19 protein-coding genes are annotated in these 15,816 nt (G+C 54.8%); 15 read left to right on the top strand and 4 right to left on the bottom strand.

All coding sequences use genetic code 11. From position 1 onward, the window contains the following. Positions 1 to 19 precede the first annotated feature (19 nt). From ENH71_RS13435 to ENH71_RS13460, 6 genes are read left to right on the top strand one after another with little or no spacing between them, the layout of a single operon-like run. Positions 20 to 235, top strand: coding sequence for a hypothetical protein (locus tag ENH71_RS13435; RefSeq protein WP_294134139.1), 216 nt, complete (start codon positions 20 to 22; stop codon positions 233 to 235). Continuing rightward, positions 228 to 374, top strand: coding sequence for a hypothetical protein (locus ENH71_RS13440; protein ID WP_294134144.1), 147 nt, complete (start codon positions 228 to 230; stop codon positions 372 to 374). The genes ENH71_RS13435 and ENH71_RS13440 overlap by 8 nt, the downstream gene beginning before the upstream one ends. Continuing rightward, positions 371 to 700, top strand: a complete 330-nt coding sequence (locus ENH71_RS13445) for a hypothetical protein (RefSeq protein WP_294134147.1) — start codon at positions 371 to 373, stop codon at positions 698 to 700. The genes ENH71_RS13440 and ENH71_RS13445 overlap by 4 nt, the downstream gene beginning before the upstream one ends. Beyond that, positions 697 to 975 (top strand): hypothetical protein, encoded by a 279-nt coding sequence (locus tag ENH71_RS13450; protein WP_294134149.1) that lies wholly within the window; start codon positions 697 to 699, stop codon positions 973 to 975. Before ENH71_RS13445 ends, ENH71_RS13450 begins: the two co-directional genes overlap by 4 nt. Beyond that, on the top strand, positions 959 to 1,456 hold the full coding sequence (locus tag ENH71_RS13455; protein WP_294134151.1) for a regulatory protein GemA: 498 nt from the start codon (positions 959 to 961) through the stop codon (positions 1,454 to 1,456). The genes ENH71_RS13450 and ENH71_RS13455 overlap by 17 nt, the downstream gene beginning before the upstream one ends. 14 nt (positions 1,457 to 1,470) lie before the next feature. Continuing rightward, positions 1,471 to 1,821, top strand: a complete 351-nt coding sequence (locus tag ENH71_RS13460; protein ID WP_294134153.1) for a Mor transcription activator family protein — start codon at positions 1,471 to 1,473, stop codon at positions 1,819 to 1,821. A 13-nt stretch (positions 1,822 to 1,834) separates the two neighbouring features. Here ENH71_RS13460 and ENH71_RS13465 read toward each other — a convergent pair whose 3' ends face one another. Continuing rightward, a complete protein-coding gene (locus tag ENH71_RS13465) occupies positions 1,835 to 2,764 on the bottom strand; it encodes a hypothetical protein (RefSeq protein ID WP_294134155.1) in 930 nt (309 codons plus the stop codon). Positions 2,765 to 3,025: 261 nt separating this feature from the next. On the opposite strand from ENH71_RS13465, the gene ENH71_RS13470 reads away from it, so the two are divergent. The 3 genes from ENH71_RS13470 (at position 3,026) to lipA (ending at position 6,577) form a co-directional block, all read left to right on the top strand. After that, the gene (locus ENH71_RS13470) at positions 3,026 to 3,520 is read left to right on the top strand and encodes a hypothetical protein (protein WP_294134159.1); all 495 of its coding nucleotides are present in this window, start codon (positions 3,026 to 3,028) and stop codon (positions 3,518 to 3,520) included. A 290-nt stretch (positions 3,521 to 3,810) separates the two neighbouring features. Next, complete coding sequence (locus ENH71_RS13475) at positions 3,811 to 4,764, top strand: RexA family antiphage protein (RefSeq protein WP_294134162.1); 954 nt, start codon at positions 3,811 to 3,813, stop codon at positions 4,762 to 4,764. 760 nt (positions 4,765 to 5,524) lie between these two features. After that, the gene (gene lipA / locus ENH71_RS13480) at positions 5,525 to 6,577 is read left to right on the top strand and encodes a lipoyl synthase (protein ID WP_294134165.1); all 1,053 of its coding nucleotides are present in this window, start codon (positions 5,525 to 5,527) and stop codon (positions 6,575 to 6,577) included. An 85-nt stretch (positions 6,578 to 6,662) separates the two neighbouring features. Here the strand turns inward: lipA and ENH71_RS13485 are convergent, their stop codons facing one another. After that, positions 6,663 to 7,766 (bottom strand): GGDEF domain-containing protein, encoded by a 1,104-nt coding sequence (locus ENH71_RS13485; protein WP_294134169.1) that lies wholly within the window; start codon positions 7,764 to 7,766, stop codon positions 6,663 to 6,665. Positions 7,767 to 7,950: 184 nt separating this feature from the next. On the opposite strand from ENH71_RS13485, the gene ENH71_RS13490 reads away from it, so the two are divergent. Together ENH71_RS13490 and kynU are read left to right on the top strand one after the other, a co-directional pair. Beyond that, entirely contained in the window at positions 7,951 to 8,844 is an 894-nt protein-coding gene (locus ENH71_RS13490) for an alpha/beta hydrolase (protein ID WP_294134172.1), read from the top strand. 21 nt (positions 8,845 to 8,865) lie between these two features. Next, entirely contained in the window at positions 8,866 to 10,113 is a 1,248-nt protein-coding gene (kynU, locus tag ENH71_RS13495) for a kynureninase (protein WP_294134176.1), read from the top strand. Positions 10,114 to 10,115: 2 nt separating this feature from the next. Here kynU and ENH71_RS13500 read toward each other — a convergent pair whose 3' ends face one another. Then, positions 10,116 to 10,877: a hypothetical protein gene (locus ENH71_RS13500; protein WP_294134180.1), complete on the bottom strand. Its 762-nt coding sequence runs from the start codon at positions 10,875 to 10,877 to the stop codon at positions 10,116 to 10,118. A 242-nt stretch (positions 10,878 to 11,119) separates the two neighbouring features. On the opposite strand from ENH71_RS13500, the gene ENH71_RS13505 reads away from it, so the two are divergent. Next, positions 11,120 to 11,764 carry a response regulator transcription factor gene (locus tag ENH71_RS13505; protein ID WP_294134182.1) on the top strand — a complete coding sequence of 215 codons (645 nt, stop codon included), beginning with the start codon at positions 11,120 to 11,122 and terminating at the stop codon, positions 11,762 to 11,764. A 21-nt stretch (positions 11,765 to 11,785) separates the two neighbouring features. Here the strand turns inward: ENH71_RS13505 and ENH71_RS13510 are convergent, their stop codons facing one another. After that, positions 11,786 to 13,306 (bottom strand): cryptochrome/photolyase family protein, encoded by a 1,521-nt coding sequence (locus ENH71_RS13510; RefSeq protein WP_294134183.1) that lies wholly within the window; start codon positions 13,304 to 13,306, stop codon positions 11,786 to 11,788. Between the two features lie 148 nt (positions 13,307 to 13,454). Here ENH71_RS13510 and ENH71_RS13515 point away from each other — a divergent pair, with 148 nt between their 5' ends. Genes ENH71_RS13515 through ENH71_RS13525 form a run of 3 tightly spaced genes read left to right on the top strand, consistent with a single transcriptional unit; the run spans position 13,455 to position 15,718 of the window. After that, positions 13,455 to 13,877 carry an MAPEG family protein gene (locus ENH71_RS13515; RefSeq protein WP_294134185.1) on the top strand — a complete coding sequence of 141 codons (423 nt, stop codon included), beginning with the start codon at positions 13,455 to 13,457 and terminating at the stop codon, positions 13,875 to 13,877. Positions 13,878 to 13,911: 34 nt separating this feature from the next. Beyond that, on the top strand, positions 13,912 to 14,748 hold the full coding sequence (locus ENH71_RS13520) for an ion transporter (protein WP_294134188.1): 837 nt from the start codon (positions 13,912 to 13,914) through the stop codon (positions 14,746 to 14,748). Further along, positions 14,741 to 15,718, top strand: coding sequence for a radical SAM protein (locus ENH71_RS13525; protein WP_294134190.1), 978 nt, complete (start codon positions 14,741 to 14,743; stop codon positions 15,716 to 15,718). The genes ENH71_RS13520 and ENH71_RS13525 overlap by 8 nt, the downstream gene beginning before the upstream one ends. Positions 15,719 to 15,816 lie beyond the last annotated feature (98 nt).

Below are 15,816 nucleotides of genomic sequence, written 5' to 3' on the forward strand. Positions count from 1 at the left end.
CGTCCCCAGGAGAGAGATCATGAGTGGCATTTCAACATGTGATAAGCAGGCGATCCTCGTTTCAAGATCGAACGGCATTTGTCTGTTTACTTACCCCAACTCTCGCGAGCTGGCGGACGGTGCGATCAATCGCGCCTGGTCGGAAATGACCGACGCAGAGTGTGCGGCCTGGCTGCGGGCACGGGCTGATGAAGTCGAGGCCGAGACAGCGACTGAAGAGGTGACCCATGGATAACGCAGACCAGCTGGGCAAACAGATCCTCAAGGCCGTCGCCTACCTCATTTTCGTGTTCCCGTTTGTCTGGGTATGGCGAAAGCTGACTGGATCCAAGGCCGGTACCGAGCGGCCGGACGACGATCAGGGGGAATCATGAGCATCGCCCAGGAAATAGCGCTCAAAAATCGTCGCCACGTGGGCTCACCTGGTGTTTCAGCATACGACATCGATGCGTTGGTTTCGGATGCGCGCGATCAATGCATCGGCGAGTGGCACTACGATGACGTCGGTGTCAGCGACTACAGCTTCATTGATGGTAGCACCCTGCAGATCTTCCACGTGGTGGTTACCGCCAGCGATGAATCGGATCCTCAGGGCCCAGCCGAGGAACTGATCGGCATTCAATCTGCACCCAAGAAAGCCATCGGCCGGGTTGGTCTGCTCAAGTCACTCACCAATCTCATCAGAGGTGCCCGCGCATGAGGATCTGCGTCAAAGACAGCAACGGCACCTACAACGCCAAGGTCGACGGCACAGACATCAAAGCCAGCTGCACGGCCAGCCCTGCGCAGGCAGCAGCACGAGCCGCCTGCAAGGCATTCAACCTGGCACATGATGAGGTGGAAGTCGCCATTTCAGGCGGCGATCGTGAGCTGACCTGGTATACAGCAAAACCGACAGGTACCGGTGCCAGGGCTCGGGCAAACATGAGCTTTGAGGAGCTTTTTGACGAGGTGATCTGTGGCAAATCCGCGTAGCGACATCGCCATGATCAAGGTTGCCATCAAGCAGCTGGGCATCGCTGACGATGATGGCAACGAGGCTGCTGGCGTGCTGAGCACATACCGCCAGATGCTGATGTCAGTCACCGGCAAAACCAGCGTCAGCGCCGATGCGATGACCGACCGTGAGCGCGCCAAGGTGCTGCGCCACCTGCGACAGCAGGGCTTCGTACCCAAGAGCACGAAGAAGCGGCCACGGCGCGTTGAGCGGGCACCAGGCATGCTATCCCAGGGAGAGCTGGGACTGATACATGTCCTGTGGCGTGCCCTGGAAGACGCCGGCGAGATCAAGAGCCCAGGCAAAGAATCGTTGTGCGCCTGGGTGGAAAACTTTACCACTCAATTCAATAGTGGTAGAGGATACAGCGCACCTGAGTTCCTGCCGCAGTATGCGGCCGGAAAGGTGATAGAGCAGCTCAAGCAGTGGTGCCGACGCTGCCACATTGAATGGGAATAATGGAGAGTTCCGCGATGTCAGTTCCTGAGATCCAACAGGATGACGACATACTGATCGACTTACATCAGATCGCCGCGAGGCTGATCTGCAGCGACGGCGTGCCGGCCGAGCGTGCAGACGAGCTGGCCGGCCGCATCGCCCAGGAGATCCGATCGGCTTGGGGTGGGCAACAGATATACATCAAGAAAACCGACCTGGTGGAGCTGTCAGCCAGGAATCTGGATATCTACAACGAGTTCAATGGTACCAACCACCACCAGCTGGCCAAAAAGCACGGCCTGGCTGTGCCTGTCATCTACCGCATCATCAAATCCGTGAAGCAGCAGGAGCGCGACAAGCGCCAGCACAAGCTTTTTCAGGAATGAATTGACCGAGACATCAGGAGTCGAGCTGGTTAGTCGTCAGCGAGAGCCTCCTTACCTGGCTTAGATGTTTACGGTATAAGGCATCATCATCACCATCCAGCACCAGTGATATTTGCTCTAAGTTGCCAGGGCTCAAAAATCGCATGCCTATAGCCACAATACCCTCAGCGCGCTCTATCTTCCTTTCAAAACCTTGACACCATTCTGACCAATCCCGCAGACTACGGTGCTCCATGGTATCGATATCCAACTCAAGCAGTTCACGAAATTTGGCCTGAAGGTCGAGCACGAGCAGGTCCCGCAGATCGTTCTTTGAGTATAGAATTTCAATACCGGAGAGGGCCCCAACAACCTCTTCGACAATATGCTCTTCGCTTGCTTTTCCAGCTCCCATCACCGAGGCCGTATCTCTTTCTTCCATGGTTGCCTGTCTGACACGAATGAGCTCGTGCCTCTGATCACGTACCATTTTGGACAACAATTTCGCCACAGCATTTGGGCACCCTTTGCTCGGCGTGATCAGCGCCTGTACATTGCGATAGACCGCTGATCCTCCCTCATTTAGAACTTTGTCTAGCGACTCGCTATGGCGCTCTTCTTGCGAGAGGAATGATCCAACAATCTCCCTGTTGAGTTGAGCAGTCCTATCCCTTTCAAACACCTTGGTAAGCTGGTCGAACTCCACACCGAAATTGATTTTCCCACAGACAGTGCCAATGTTTGTCACAAGTCCCGTCTGAGTCGATACGACGTAACCTTTGTTGTGTGGCGTATGGCAATGGGATAGGCCGCAATGCTGCTTACTTGCAAAGACATACCTACCAATTATGGCCTCCAGAGCGTTATCTGTTGCATTCAGATTGTCAGTAAAGCCTGGTAAGGACTCAATTTCGTCCCACGACTCTACTTCTACAAACCCTCGTTCTGTACTTATCGTGATCATCAAATTACCTCTGTGAGCTGGCTAGCGTTAAGGAAGTGAAATGATGATAGCACCCGTTTAAAAAGGTCGCTGACGAACTTAGAAAATTTAGGTCAAAAAATACCCGGCCGGAGCCGGGTCAATGCTACAGCGTGCTTCCTGCTGGCGAATTTTGCGCTTTCTCTAAGTTTTATAGCAGCTGTGTGCACTTTTTTCTGAACTTTACTTTACGGTCCAATTGGTATGTAGTGCAGACCACATACCACAGTTTGGAGAGAGACGATGGCACGAAATATCCACGATATGGACGAAGATCTAAGTCGCTGGCAGGACAGCTACGCCGGACTCAGAATGGTGTTTCTAACCATTCCCGATACAATCTTAAAAGTGATCCAAAGTGGTAAGAGCAAGATTTCACAGGGTCACGCTTGTGCTTTCAGCGCTGCCGAAGTCACCCCGCAGCCGGAACGCGACGAGTTTAGGTTTCAATTCTTGTCCTGGCACTACTATTTTCAGTTTACCAGCGTTGTTAAGGCCGTCTCAGATGGATATAGCCTTGTCGGTAAAGTGACTGTGATGAAGAAATCCGTCCAGGCCACTGAAGATGAAGTAGGTGTCGATGTCGATGAATTCTATATCGACTCTCAAGGAGGCACTGTTGGCTGGAATGCCGGAAACCGTGACCTCACTGACAATTTCGGCGTTGAGGTGTTTCTTGTGGAGCTGCTACATAAAGAACTTGTCGCTGGCGCAAGAGCCGCAGAGGCCAACGCCTAGCCAGCCAGATGACCATAAGTGGCTGATCTACCTATTGGATTATCCGGAAGTAGGGCACAGAGACGAGCTTGAGCCTGCCTCTGTGCCGGCAGCATGAGCTACGCATTTCCGGATATCAGTCACGCTTGACTGGACTTCGCTATTACCCAAATGGGTAGGTTGGCCAATATTAGTTTCATTCTTGACAACAATATTTCATAATTGCGTTTGACCTTGATGACCTGCAGAGCTGGGACTTGCCCGGTTATATCTGCAGGCATTGCCAATCATAAGAATAACGGAGGCAGTGGGTGAAGCTGAACTATTACGGGTACCTGGTAGAGAGACACTCCGACGAAGAGCAGTTCGTTTTCGACATCAACCCACTCCTCAGCGCTTTTTACGAGCTGGATGCCCCTGAATTTAAGAGCCGATTCCACTATGGAGGTGAAAGCCTCTACCTAATCAGAATCCGTCAGAACGTATATCTGTATCTGATGTCAAAATCCCAAGAGATTATCAAAAAAATCAAAGAGACCGATCTCACGGTCACCGGTATCTTCGATTTGCTCGAAGAGCATGAAAAACTGGGGTTCGCGTCGTATTTGGTAGTTGGGGACGGCTATCTCGGTTTTGCATCGACCGTGCTTGCCCCCAAGGCTGTTTCATTCGGCAAGTTTATTAACGATATTTTCGATTCTCTAGGCCTGGCCGATTACAAGTTCATCATGAGACCATTACTCCATGAAGCGACTGCAGCCGACGTGGTCCAGATGCCGATACATGGCAAAGCAATGATAGAGATCAACAACGCGAACACTATATTTAGGGAACTCCGAGATCTGTTTGGTGGTGATGTACAGGATTTCACTAATGTTGGCAGTATAGAGATTACGTTCAAGCCCCAATCACGAAAGAGTATTGACCCTGCTATCCGTAAAGTTATCGAGAATCTGCCCGCTGACGGGGTTGAACGATTTATGGTTCGAGCGAAAGAAAATGCGGCCGATCATCTGAGTGACATATTTATCACGGGGAAAGGAGCGATCTCCGACATGGTAAAAAAGGGCTCTGATCAAGAAGTATCGGAGAATATTAGGCTAGCAGTCCAAACCAACCAACTGCTTCAAGAAAAAGTCAATGAGCATGTGAATGATGCCAACACCCAACAAGCTACGCCTCAAGCTATTAATGCTTATTTTCATGCTCCTGCCTGGGCCGCTGCTGTGGCTAGGTTACAGGTGCCTGACGACAATTTGGCCTAATATTGCATTGGGGCTGAGTGCAGAATCCAACTCCATAGCAGGCATTATTGCAGGCTTCTCCTTCACAATGCTCGGCTTTCTGGCTGCCGTGATTACGATCTTGTTTTCGGTATCAGGCAGCAAGTCGTATCAGCGGTACAGGAATGCTGGCAATTTGGAAGTGTTCTTTTTTATCTATTACCTGACTTTGGTATGTCTGGTGGTCACCGCTGGACTATCATTGGTAGCCCTTTCCTCGCTGTCGGAGCCTTGGGGAATAAAGGTTTTGTTGGGCTCTTTTGCAAACAACATTTTCCAGGTATTCGTGATCACGGTGATTATCTGTAATTTGGCAAGTAAGGGAGCGCCTAGAAACCCAGCGTCGCCGGCCTCCTAAGTAAAATAATTCGCTTTCATACCTGCTGGAACTAGTTTCACCCAGTGCAACTGGATTTCGATATCCTTCGTCCGGTATCATCCCGCTCCATCCCGATTCATCCAGTTATCGTGTTTTAGGCCGGTGGTTTATCTAGTTCGGGTTCACACTGCCGAGTCGTCGGGGTGGGGTGCAGCTTGTGGAGCGTATGCGACCCTTGGACGGTCGCATCCGAGCCCCCCATGGATGGGTTCACGGGCGTCTCCTCAAGCTGCACCCCCACCACCGGCGACGCGACATTCGCCACCACCCGAGACCCGCACCCCCACGGCAGTGCCCTTATGGTGGGGCCGTAAATGCGGTATCATGGCCGAATTGGTTTTTTGATCACAGGATCAGGTTCAGATGAGTCAGCAGCAACGCCCGCCTTCCATTCCCAGTGGCAGCAAATTCCGCAGCGAGCAGGGCTTCACCGCGATCAAGGATGGCGTGAAGAAATCGTCCGGTGCCGTGGAGCAGGCTGTGCCCGTGACGCGCAAGCCCAAGTGGCTGCGCGCACGCATGCCGGGTGGTGAGCGTTTTGAAGCAGTGAAGGCCAACGTGCGTGAGAACCGTCTGAGTACCGTTTGTGAAGAGTCGCATTGCCCGAATATTGGCGAGTGCTGGAATAACGGGACTGCCACCATCATGGTCATGGGCTCGGTGTGCACACGCGCCTGCAAGTTTTGCGCAGTGGATACCGGCAACCCCGGCGGCTGGCTGGATGTGGACGAGCCTGAGCATGTGGCCAAATCAGTTGAGCTGATGGGGCTGCGGTATATCGTGCTGACCTCGGTGGACCGGGATGATCTGGACGATGGCGGCGCGGCGCATTACGCGGCCTGCGTGGCAGCCATCAAGGCGCGCACCCCGCAGGTGACGGTTGAGGCGCTGACGCCTGACTTCAGTGGCGACACGGAGGCAGTGGCCCGTGTCGTGGAGTCGGGGTTGGAAGTGTTTGCCCAGAACGTGGAAACCGTCAGGCGACTGACTCATCCGGTACGCGACCCGCGCGCGGGTTACCAGAAAACGCTGGATGTGTTGGCCTTTGCCAAGCAGCACCGTCCCAACGTGCTCACCAAAACCAGTCTGATGTTGGGGCTGGGTGAAACCGAAGAAGAAATTTTGCAGACCATGGATGATTTGCGTGCCATAGGGGTGGATATTCTGACTCTGGGGCAGTACCTGCAGCCGACGCGGAATCACCTGAAGGTGGAGCGGTTTGTCAGTCCGGAAGAATTTAACCGGTATCGGGAGCTGGGGCTGGCGAAGGGTTTTATGGAAGTGGCTGCCGGCCCGCTGGTGCGTTCCAGCTATCGGGCTGACCGGGTATTCGAGAAGAACAATCTGGGTATTCCGTTGCCGGCGCTGCCCGAGCTTGCGGTAGATGATAATCTCATTCCGCTGAAGGCTGTTTAACCTCGCTCAGGGCTGCTTCACCTCGCTCAGGGCTGCTTCACCTCGCTCAGGGCTGTTTAACCTCGCTCACGGCTGTTTAAATCCTTTAAGTCCGCTCCGGAATGTCACTGACAATAATCTGGTTGCGGCCGTTTTCCTTGGCGATGTACAGTGCCTCATCGGCGCGTTTCAGCGTGGTCTCAATGCGTTCGCCGGGCTGGTAAATCGCCAGCCCCTGGGACACGGTGATGCGTTCGCCATCGGGCAGTTCGGGGAATGCCAGGCTGGCAACACAGTCCTGGATTCTTTCAGCCGTGCGCTGCGCCGCCTCCAGCGTGGACTCTGGCAGTATGACAATAAATTCCTCACCGCCAAACCGGCCCAGAAAATCTCCCTGCCGCATGATTTTACGTAACTCATTGCTGATGCGACACAAAATGGCATCGCCGGCATCGTGGCCCCAGGTGTCGTTGATACGTTTAAAATGATCAACGTCGAGCATGCTGACACACAGCTCATGCTCATCTGCCGAACGCCGTTCAACCCGGGCAACCTCCTGTGTCAGCTGGCTCATCAGCGAGCGACGGTTTGGCAGTTGTGTGAGCGGATCACAAGCGGCCAGCTCCGCCAGTTCACGATTCTTTTCCTTCAATTTGAGGCGAATGCTGGCTATGTAGCTACCCAGATAGGCTACGGTGAGTAACACCGAGGCATAAGTGAACACGATAATGAGCTCTACGCGCCAGTCCATGCGCTCGGGAGCAAACAGGTGCAGAGCTGTCAGCAGAGCCAGATAGCTGGTCAGAATGAAAGCCCCAACGGATAACATGCCGCGGCGCGTCAGTACAAATGAACCAAACATCATGCCACTGGTGGCGGCCAACAGAAAGGCTGTTCGCGCTTGCGGGTCGGCAACAAAGAACATAACAAAAACAGCCGGCCAGATCGGTGTGATAATTTGCGCTGCGGTCAGGCTGGGGTCCTTAAAGCGCAGATTGATATTGGATTGGATCAGCGCGACAAAAACGAGGTTCGCCGCCAGGATAAGCAGGAAATAGATCGCTATCGGCAGCCCTGGAATCATGCCAAACAGATAGAGTCCGGCGATAACCAGCCAGGTACTGACCTGTGAGCCAAACCCCCAGGTCATGCGCTTCAGGCGCAGCCTCTGGTCTTTGGCAATCGAGTCAACTGCTTCCTGTTGATCCATTTGATCCCCGTGTTTTTTATCCCGACATTCAAATTCGGGTAATTCATTTTTTTATAAGGCAGTATAGTGTCTTGGCCGCGTCCGAAATTCAAGTACCAAAACAGCGTCGTTCGTGGTATCCAATGATGATGTCAGTATAATACCCGACCGTATATCGGTTATCGTCCACTAACGAGTTTCGTTTATGTCCAAGAGCACCTTTTTGCAGCTGATCAGGCCCGGGCTATGTATTGTTGCCGCTGCTTTGATGTTATCGACCGTGCCAGCCTGTATTGTGGCCGAAGAACTGGTTTATGAACCGGTTAACGGTAATGTCGCCTATAGCGCAGTAGAGTCCTTGCGTTATCGTGAGCCCGATGCCCGTATTGCCTATGGTGACGACGCACTGCAGTTTGGTCTGTTGTGGCTGCCTGCTCTCGCAACCGATGAGACTGAGGGCGACACCAGGCCGCCAGTAGTGGTGTTGATTCATGGTGGCTGCTGGCTCAATGCCTATAATATTGCCCACACGTATGCGTTGAGCACAGCGTTGGCGGACTCAGGTTATGCAGTCTGGTCTCTGGAATACCGCCGCACCGGCGATGCCGGCGGCGGTTGGCCGGGCACCTTCGACGATGTTATGTCCGGTATCGCGCATATAAAAACGCTGGACCGCTTTGCGCTGGATACCGACAGGTTTGTTATTGCCGGACACTCAGCCGGAGGCCATCTTGCGCTGCTCGCCGGTCGCGATAGCCCTGCTGCGACAGCGGTCCTGGGTCTGGCAGCCATTAGCGATATCAAGGCCTACGCCACTGGCAGCAACAGCTGTCAGATAGCAACGCCCCGCTTCATGGGAGGGACGCCGCAAGAACGGCCGGACGCGTATCGCGAAGCGAATCCCCGCGAGCATCTGGCACATCCGACGACGGTGCTGCTTCACGGCAGCTCCGATATTCTGGTCCCCGTGAACCAGGGATTGATGGTCGGTGCCCGTACTCTTTTTGTTGCAGGTGGTGGTCATTTTGATTGGGTGCATCCCGGCACGCGCAGCTTCAGGGTGCTGTTGTCAACATTGCAAAGCGTATTGGCGCAATGAGTCAGGGTCCGGGTACGTACTATGAGCGCTAGCAACATTCGCGACACTTTGGTACAGATGGATCGACAGGATCCTCTGGCGGGCAAATTTTCAGACTTCGAGCTGCCAGCCAGCCAGGTCTATCTGGATGGCAATTCGTTGGGCTGTTTGCCGGTGTCGGCAAAACAGCGCGCTCGCGAGGTCGTCGAGCAGCAATGGGGTCAGGATCTGATCAAGAGCTGGAACCTGCATCAGTGGATCGATCTTCCGCTCAGCGCGGGTGAAAAAATTGCCCGACTTATTGGCGCTGCGCCGGGCCAGACCATCTGTTGTGATTCGATTTCGGTCAACCTGTTTAAACTCCTCAGTGCCGCCTTGATGATGCGGCCGGGGCGGCATGTGGTGGTGTCGCAACAGGGCAATTTCCCGACCGATCTTTACATGGTGCAGGGGCTGGGCAGTCTGTTGGGCGCTGACAAATGTTCCCTGCGTCTGGTCGCAGATGACGGCATAGAGGCGGCTATGACAGGTGATGTAGCCGTGCTGGTATTGTCACATGTGAATTTTCGCAGTGGCGCTTTGTATGACATGAAAGCGCTGACGGCCCAGGCGCATGCCAGGGGCATCCTGGTCATCTGGGATCTGGCGCACAGCGCCGGCGTAGTGCCGGTTGCGCTGGATGCGTGCAAGGTCGATTTTGCCGTTGGCTGTGGTTACAAGTATCTCAACGGTGGCCCGGGTGCTCCTGCATTTCTTTACGTTGCCGAGCGGCATCAGTCGCAAGTCAGACAACCATTGACTGGCTGGATGGGGCATCAGGCGCCTTTTGAATTTGACAATGACTACCGGGCGGCGCCGGGTGTTGCCGGATTTCTCAGTGGCACGCCCCCTGTCGTCTCTCTGAGTATTCTGGATGCGGCGCTGGATGCGTTTGCCGGTGTCGACGTTGCGCAGCTACGGCGGAAGTCGCTGGCGTTGGCCAGCGTGTTTAAGCAGGGCGTCGAGCAGGCGTCGGCGTTGTCCGCTCTGGTACTGATTTCACCCGCGGATGAAACGCTGCGTGGCGCCCAGTTGGCATATCGGCATCCGCATGCCTTTGCTATTTGTCAGGCCTTGATTGCCCATGGCGTGATCGCGGATTTTCGGGCGCCGGACATTCTTCGTGTCGGGTTCAGCCCCCTGTATTTGCGTTTCGTTGATATCGGTCGTAGTGTCGAGGTACTTAATCAAATAATGCTGGATGACGTTTGGCGCGATCCGGTTTACGCGGTCAGGCACAAGGTCACCTGAGCTCAGCCTGGTTCGGCCGAAAACCGACGGCGGTACTTGCGGCTCAGTCTGGCTATGGCTATGCCGCCAATGGCACCTGGCGCGACCCAAAACACCACACCCAGACCGGCAAAGCTGCCACTTTCCAGTAAAGGCTGCAGCAGCCTGGCAGCGCCAAAAACAAAAAACGCGGTATACACGCCAATGCCAGACCCGATAAGGGAGCCCAGGTGCTCTACCCACCACTCCCTGGGGTGAGCCAGTTCGGCCTTGAAGCTGTAACGCAAAAATCCAATGGCCAGCCAGGTTTCCAGTGCGCCAAAAATCAGCATTAGTATATTGCCACTGCTACCGCCAATCACCAGCAATGTCAGGCCCGCGCCCAATAGCGCCAGACACAAGGCGACATGGGCCGGTCTGCGCAGAGCGCGGCGGTCGTCTTTGTGCCGTATCACCAACCAGCCGTGTCGGGTGGTCGCCAGCACGAGTATGCTGAGCGAGAGCAGAAATGTAGCCGAGGCGCGAATGCCGGCGCTGATGGCAGTCTGTGCCTCTGCTGTGGTGGACTGGGCGACCGGATGTGTGACCAGAGGGCGCCATAAATCGAATGAGGCCATTAGCACGCCGGACCAGCCAACCGTGTACATGACAATGGCAAATATCCGACCGAAACGTTTGTGATTGCGAGCGCCTTTTTTGCTGACCACAGGAATCCAGAACATGATCAGCGCGATGACGCCAACAACGATGTGCAGATACAGAGCGGATTGGTGTAACCAATACATGTGTCGGGCCTCTTCAGGTTATTTTTGAGTTTTCACAGACCTGATATTGCGCCGGATAACTGTGCCGCAACAGTGCCAAAAGACATCTTGAGGGGCATGACTTCTGACCTAGGGAACCTCTGAATGCCAGAGTCACCTTATACTTATTCTGAGGTTCCCTGGTGGTCGAATTTATCCTTGTGTCATACTGTGGCAAGACTGTTATTTAGTCAGTGGCGGGTGGGCCGCTGCCGGAGCCCGGAATGAAAATACGTGTCATGTTGGCGGAAGACCAGAACCTGGTGCGTCTTGGCATTTGCAGCCTGCTGGAACTTAGCAGTGCTATCGACGTTGTGGGTCAGGTGGAAGATGGTAGTCAGGTGGTGGACGGTATCAGCCGATTCAAACCTGACGTTCTGCTTATCGATATTCGCATGCCCAAAATGACCGGCATTGATGCGCTGCATGCCATGCGTGATACCGGTTGCATGGTGCCCAGCATCATCCTGACCACTTTTGATGACAGTCAGTTGGTCATGGAGGGCATCGCGGCAGGTGCCAGGGGCTACCTGCTGAAGGATGTGTCGCTGGACAGTCTGGTAGGTGCTATCGAGACCGTGCATGCCGGAGGCACCCTTATGCAGCCGGCGCTGACGGAAAGAATCCTGAAAGGCCTGTCCACCATGGAGCCGCGGTTTGACGACACCATCGCACCGGAGACACTCAGCGACAAGGAAATCGAAGTATTGCGCTTGATGGCGGGAGGGTTCAGCAATCGTGAGATTTCCAATACCATCCACAAATCAGAAGGCACCATCAAGAATCAGGTGTCTTCCATTCTGGAAAAGCTGGGCGTGCGTGACCGCACCCAGGCCGTCTTGCGCGCGATCAACCTGGGTTTGCTGTAACCGGTTTTGCCGGCAGGAGGTTCAGGACAGTGACTTGAACGCTGCCAGGGCAGCTTCGCGTGAGGCCTTCAGGTCTACCACCGGGCTGGGGTAGTTTTCATCCAGACGAACGCCGGCACTGCGTAATACATCTGCGGGGGCGTCAAACGGCGCATGGATATGTTTGTCGGGCAGTGAGGCCAGTTCGGGCACATATTTCCGCAAGTAATCCCCTTCCTTGTCGAATTTCCGACTTTGCAGCACCGGGTTGAATACCCTGAAGTAAGGCGAAGCGTCTGCGCCGCAGCCTGCTATCCATTGCCAGCTGGCGCTGTTGCTGGACAAGTCAGCGTCCACCAGGCAATCCCAGAACCAGGCCTCACCGTCATGCCAATGTAGCAGCAGATTTTTGACCAGATACGAGCCCACCACCATACGCACCCGATTGTGCATGTAACCCGTCTGCCACAACTCGCGCATGCCCGCATCCACCAAGGGCATACCGGTGTTGCCCTGTTGCCAGGCGCGCAGCCGGTCCGCATTTTTTTGCCAGGGGAAATTATTGAAGCGTTTCTGGATGGCGTTGTGAGGCAGGTCTGGGTTGTGATAGAGCAGGGAGTAGGAGAATTCACGCCAGCCGATCTCTGACAGAAAAGTATCCAGATCGTTCTCCAGGCCACCGGCGGTGCCTGCCGATTGTGCTTCGTGCCATACCTGGCGCGGCGAGATCTCGCCAAAATGCAGGTAAGGGGAGAGGCGAGACACCTTGGCCCGGGCCGGGAAATTGCGTCCTTCCTGATAACCTTGCAAGCCGGTGTCGAGGAAGTTTTGCAGCCTCTGCCAGGCGGCCTTTTCGCCGATCTGCCAGCTGGCTGCCATGGTTTTGTCCCAGGGGATCGAGGGTAGCAGGCCCAGTTTGTCGATGCCGGCCTGGCCCAGGCAGTTTTTGAGCCAGGAGGCTCCCTGTTTGGCGGTGGCATCGACAACCGTCTTCTTGAGTTGACGTGGCACCGACAGCGGCGTCCCCGGCGGCTGCGCTTTCAGGCAGCCCCGGCGATAAAAGGGTGTGAACACCCGATAGGGTGTGCCGTCGTCCTTGAGAATACGCCACGGCTCCCACAGCAGCGATCCATTGCTGCTGTAGACAACGGTGCCGTTGTCATTGAGTTGTTTCTTGAGCTGACTGTCGCGCTTGATGCGCCAGGGTTCATAGCAACGGTTCCAGTACACATCGTCAGCCTGCACCGTTTGCACCAGCCGGGGTATCAACGTCAGGGGATCCCCCTGCAGTATCAGCAGATTGCCATTCAGGGAAGCAGACAGAGCGCTCAGGGAGTGGTGTAGCCACCAGCGACTGGCGCCGCCCATGGCCCACTCGCCACTATGCTTGTCATCAAGAATATATACAGGAATGACGGCGCCATTGTTGCAGGCTTCATATAGCGCCGGGTTGTCGGCCAGACGAAGGTCCTGACGAAACCAGACGATGTTGATGCGTGATGATGAAATAACACAATCCTCCGGGGGCCTGATTAGTTGAGTGTTGTACGCTATCGGGCCCATCAAGGATCATCGGGCGGGCAGGGAAAGAGCGACCGGCAAACCGGGCAACAAAATGCCAGCCTAATCTGCTATCTTGTGTTGGATCAACAGTTTGGCCGCAATGCCCGACGTCAAAATCACTTTGCAACAATTAGCGCGGATAATCAATATGGACACTGTTATTTTCTGGTATGCGTTGGCAACGGTCATGTTGTTTCTGAAAATGGTGGCGATCTCGGTTTTTCAGGGCCAGCAACGGTTCAAATTCAAATCCTACAAGGCGCCGGAGGATGCCCGGGCGGTTGGTGTGGCGCCGGCGGCCGATGAGCTCCCGCAAGTACAGCGCGCAGCGCGAGCGTGGCTCAATGATCTGGAAAATATTCCGGCGTTCTGGGCACTGGGGTGGGTTTACATCGTCGTGGACGCATCCCCGCTTGTCGGGCCCTGGCTATTCATGATCTTCACCGGCGCGCGGATCGTTCATACCTGGTGTCATATCAACGCCCTGCAGCCCTGGCGGGCACTGGCGTTCTTCGCCGGACTGCTTATGTTGCTGGTAATGAGCGTGATGATTCTGATGGCCATTTTATGAGCTGCCATTCTATAGGCTGGCTGGGAGGCTGACGATGGCTGGTAGTGAGGTCAGAAGCACGCTGAGACAACGGCTGTATCGTCAGCTCTATGCCGGGGCCTGGGAAGGTGACGGCATGTCACCGGTTAACAGGCTGGTCTGTTTTCTGGTGCTGATTGCCGCCAGCGTCGCGGTGCTCGACACCGAAGTGACTCTGCGTGACCGGTTTGCCGATATATTTTTTGCCATTGAGCTGATTCTGTTTGTTTTCTTTTTGGTCGAATACATCGCCCGTGTCTATGCGTCCGGTGAAGACCCTCAATATCGCGGATTTGTCGGCCGACTGAAATATATTGTCAGTTTTTGGGCTCTGGTAGATCTGTTGGCATTGATTCCGTTCCTGGTGACTCTGGGCGTCAGTGATGCGTTTGTGCTGCGCTTGATGCGCCTGCTCAGGCTACTGCGACTGGCCAGACTGGGGCGCTTCAGCGATGCCATAGACGCCGTGCTTTCAGCAGTGGGTGAGCGGCGTTACGAATTGATGCTGAGTTTGCTGGCGGCTATGTTTCTGTTGGTGGGCTCATCATCGGTGCTGTACCTGGTAGAAGCAGACGCCCAGCCGGAAACATTTGGCAGCATTCCCAGGGCACTGTGGTGGAGTGTGGCGACGCTGACCACGGTTGGCTACGGAGACGTGACGCCAATCACGGCGTTGGGGAAAATCTGTGCTGGTGTCACGGCTATAGCCGGCATTGGCCTGATTGCCATGCCAACGGGTGTTTTGGCCGCCGCCTTCAGCGATGCCTTGCAGCGCAAACGGGCCGGCGCAAAACCAATCCGTGACCTGACGATAGATGAAACACGTGACCAGGAAGAGAAAGATTATGACTAGTACGACCTCTGAGCCGACGCCAACAGCGCGCTCAACAATTCCGGTGGTGAATATTGTTTCACCGCGCTATGAGGACAGCTGGACCCACACCCGGGCCGGGGACCCGCGCGGTTTTATTGATGCCCATCAGCTCAGGGAATTGTGGATTCATACCGGCACCGCCTGCAATCTGTCCTGTCCGTTTTGCCTGGAGGGTTCGAAGCCGGGTGACACACGTATTCCGGCGATGACACTTGACGAACTCAAACCCTTTATCCATGAAGCGGTAGACATGGGAGTCGAACAATTTTCTTTTACCGGCGGTGAGCCTTTTGTCATCCGCGACTTTGTCAATATTCTGGATTACGCCAGCCGACACAAACCATGTTTTGTGTTGACCAATGGCACGCGGGTTTTGATGCAGCGTGGTCATCAGATTTTACCGTTGCTGGATAATCCGTTTCCGGTCAGTTTCCGCATCAGTCTGGATTACCCCGACGTGGCGCGCCATGATGCGGGGCGGGGCGAAGGCAGCTTTGCCGAGTCCTTGCAGGGTATCCGCTGGTTGCATGAGCAGGGCTTCAGGGTGTCGGTGGCGCGGCAGATGGAGGCCGATGAAGACAGTGAAGCAATTGAGACGCAATACCGGGAGGTTTTTCGCCAGCACGGTATTCCGCAAGCGGTCGCCTTCACTGCCTTTCCCGACTTTGGGGTGCCGGGCACTGAGGACGGCAGTCCGGAAGTGACAGAGAACTGCATGGAGAAATACCCGACTACGCAGAGCCGGGAGCATTTTATGTGTACACATACCCGAATGCTGATCAACACAGAGCGGGGCGTGCGGGTTTATGCTTGCACACTGGTGGATGACGATCCGGACTATGACCTGGGGGCCACCCTGGCGGAAAGTATGGAAACGCGCATCATGCTGCGACATCACCGCTGTTTCAGTTGTTACAGGTTTGGCGCCAGTTGCAGCGCTCCGGTTTAGGACAAACACCAGGCACGATGTGGTCAGGGATTATGACGGTAAATAACTGTAACGTTCCGCTGAGTTACAAACCTCGACTTGTTGTGACCTCAGTAATG

Origin of the sequence: Pseudohongiella sp., from assembly GCF_011050365.1 — a bacterium.
Lineage (GTDB): Bacteria > Pseudomonadota > Gammaproteobacteria > Pseudomonadales > Pseudohongiellaceae > Pseudohongiella.

Coding starts and splice junctions, on each gene's coding strand:
- ENH71_RS13435 (WP_294134139.1), top strand. CDS start 20: ATGAGTGGCATTTCAACATGTGATAAGCAGGCGATCCTCGTTTCAAGA.
- ENH71_RS13440 (WP_294134144.1), top strand. CDS start 228: ATGGATAACGCAGACCAGCTGGGCAAACAGATCCTCAAGGCCGTCGCC.
- ENH71_RS13445 (WP_294134147.1), top strand. CDS start 371: ATGAGCATCGCCCAGGAAATAGCGCTCAAAAATCGTCGCCACGTGGGC.
- ENH71_RS13450 (WP_294134149.1), top strand. CDS start 697: ATGAGGATCTGCGTCAAAGACAGCAACGGCACCTACAACGCCAAGGTC.
- ENH71_RS13460 (WP_294134153.1), top strand. CDS start 1,471: ATGTCAGTTCCTGAGATCCAACAGGATGACGACATACTGATCGACTTA.
- ENH71_RS13465 (WP_294134155.1), bottom strand. CDS start 2,764: ATGATCACGATAAGTACAGAACGAGGGTTTGTAGAAGTAGAGTCGTGG.
- ENH71_RS13470 (WP_294134159.1), top strand. CDS start 3,026: ATGGCACGAAATATCCACGATATGGACGAAGATCTAAGTCGCTGGCAG.
- lipA (WP_294134165.1), top strand. CDS start 5,525: ATGAGTCAGCAGCAACGCCCGCCTTCCATTCCCAGTGGCAGCAAATTC.
- ENH71_RS13485 (WP_294134169.1), bottom strand. CDS start 7,766: ATGGATCAACAGGAAGCAGTTGACTCGATTGCCAAAGACCAGAGGCTG.
- ENH71_RS13490 (WP_294134172.1), top strand. CDS start 7,951: ATGTCCAAGAGCACCTTTTTGCAGCTGATCAGGCCCGGGCTATGTATT.
- kynU (WP_294134176.1), top strand. CDS start 8,866: ATGAGCGCTAGCAACATTCGCGACACTTTGGTACAGATGGATCGACAG.
- ENH71_RS13500 (WP_294134180.1), bottom strand. CDS start 10,877: ATGTATTGGTTACACCAATCCGCTCTGTATCTGCACATCGTTGTTGGC.
- ENH71_RS13505 (WP_294134182.1), top strand. CDS start 11,120: ATGAAAATACGTGTCATGTTGGCGGAAGACCAGAACCTGGTGCGTCTT.
- ENH71_RS13510 (WP_294134183.1), bottom strand. CDS start 13,306: ATGGGCCCGATAGCGTACAACACTCAACTAATCAGGCCCCCGGAGGAT.
- ENH71_RS13515 (WP_294134185.1), top strand. CDS start 13,455: ATGGACACTGTTATTTTCTGGTATGCGTTGGCAACGGTCATGTTGTTT.
- ENH71_RS13520 (WP_294134188.1), top strand. CDS start 13,912: ATGGCTGGTAGTGAGGTCAGAAGCACGCTGAGACAACGGCTGTATCGT.
- ENH71_RS13525 (WP_294134190.1), top strand. CDS start 14,741: ATGACTAGTACGACCTCTGAGCCGACGCCAACAGCGCGCTCAACAATT.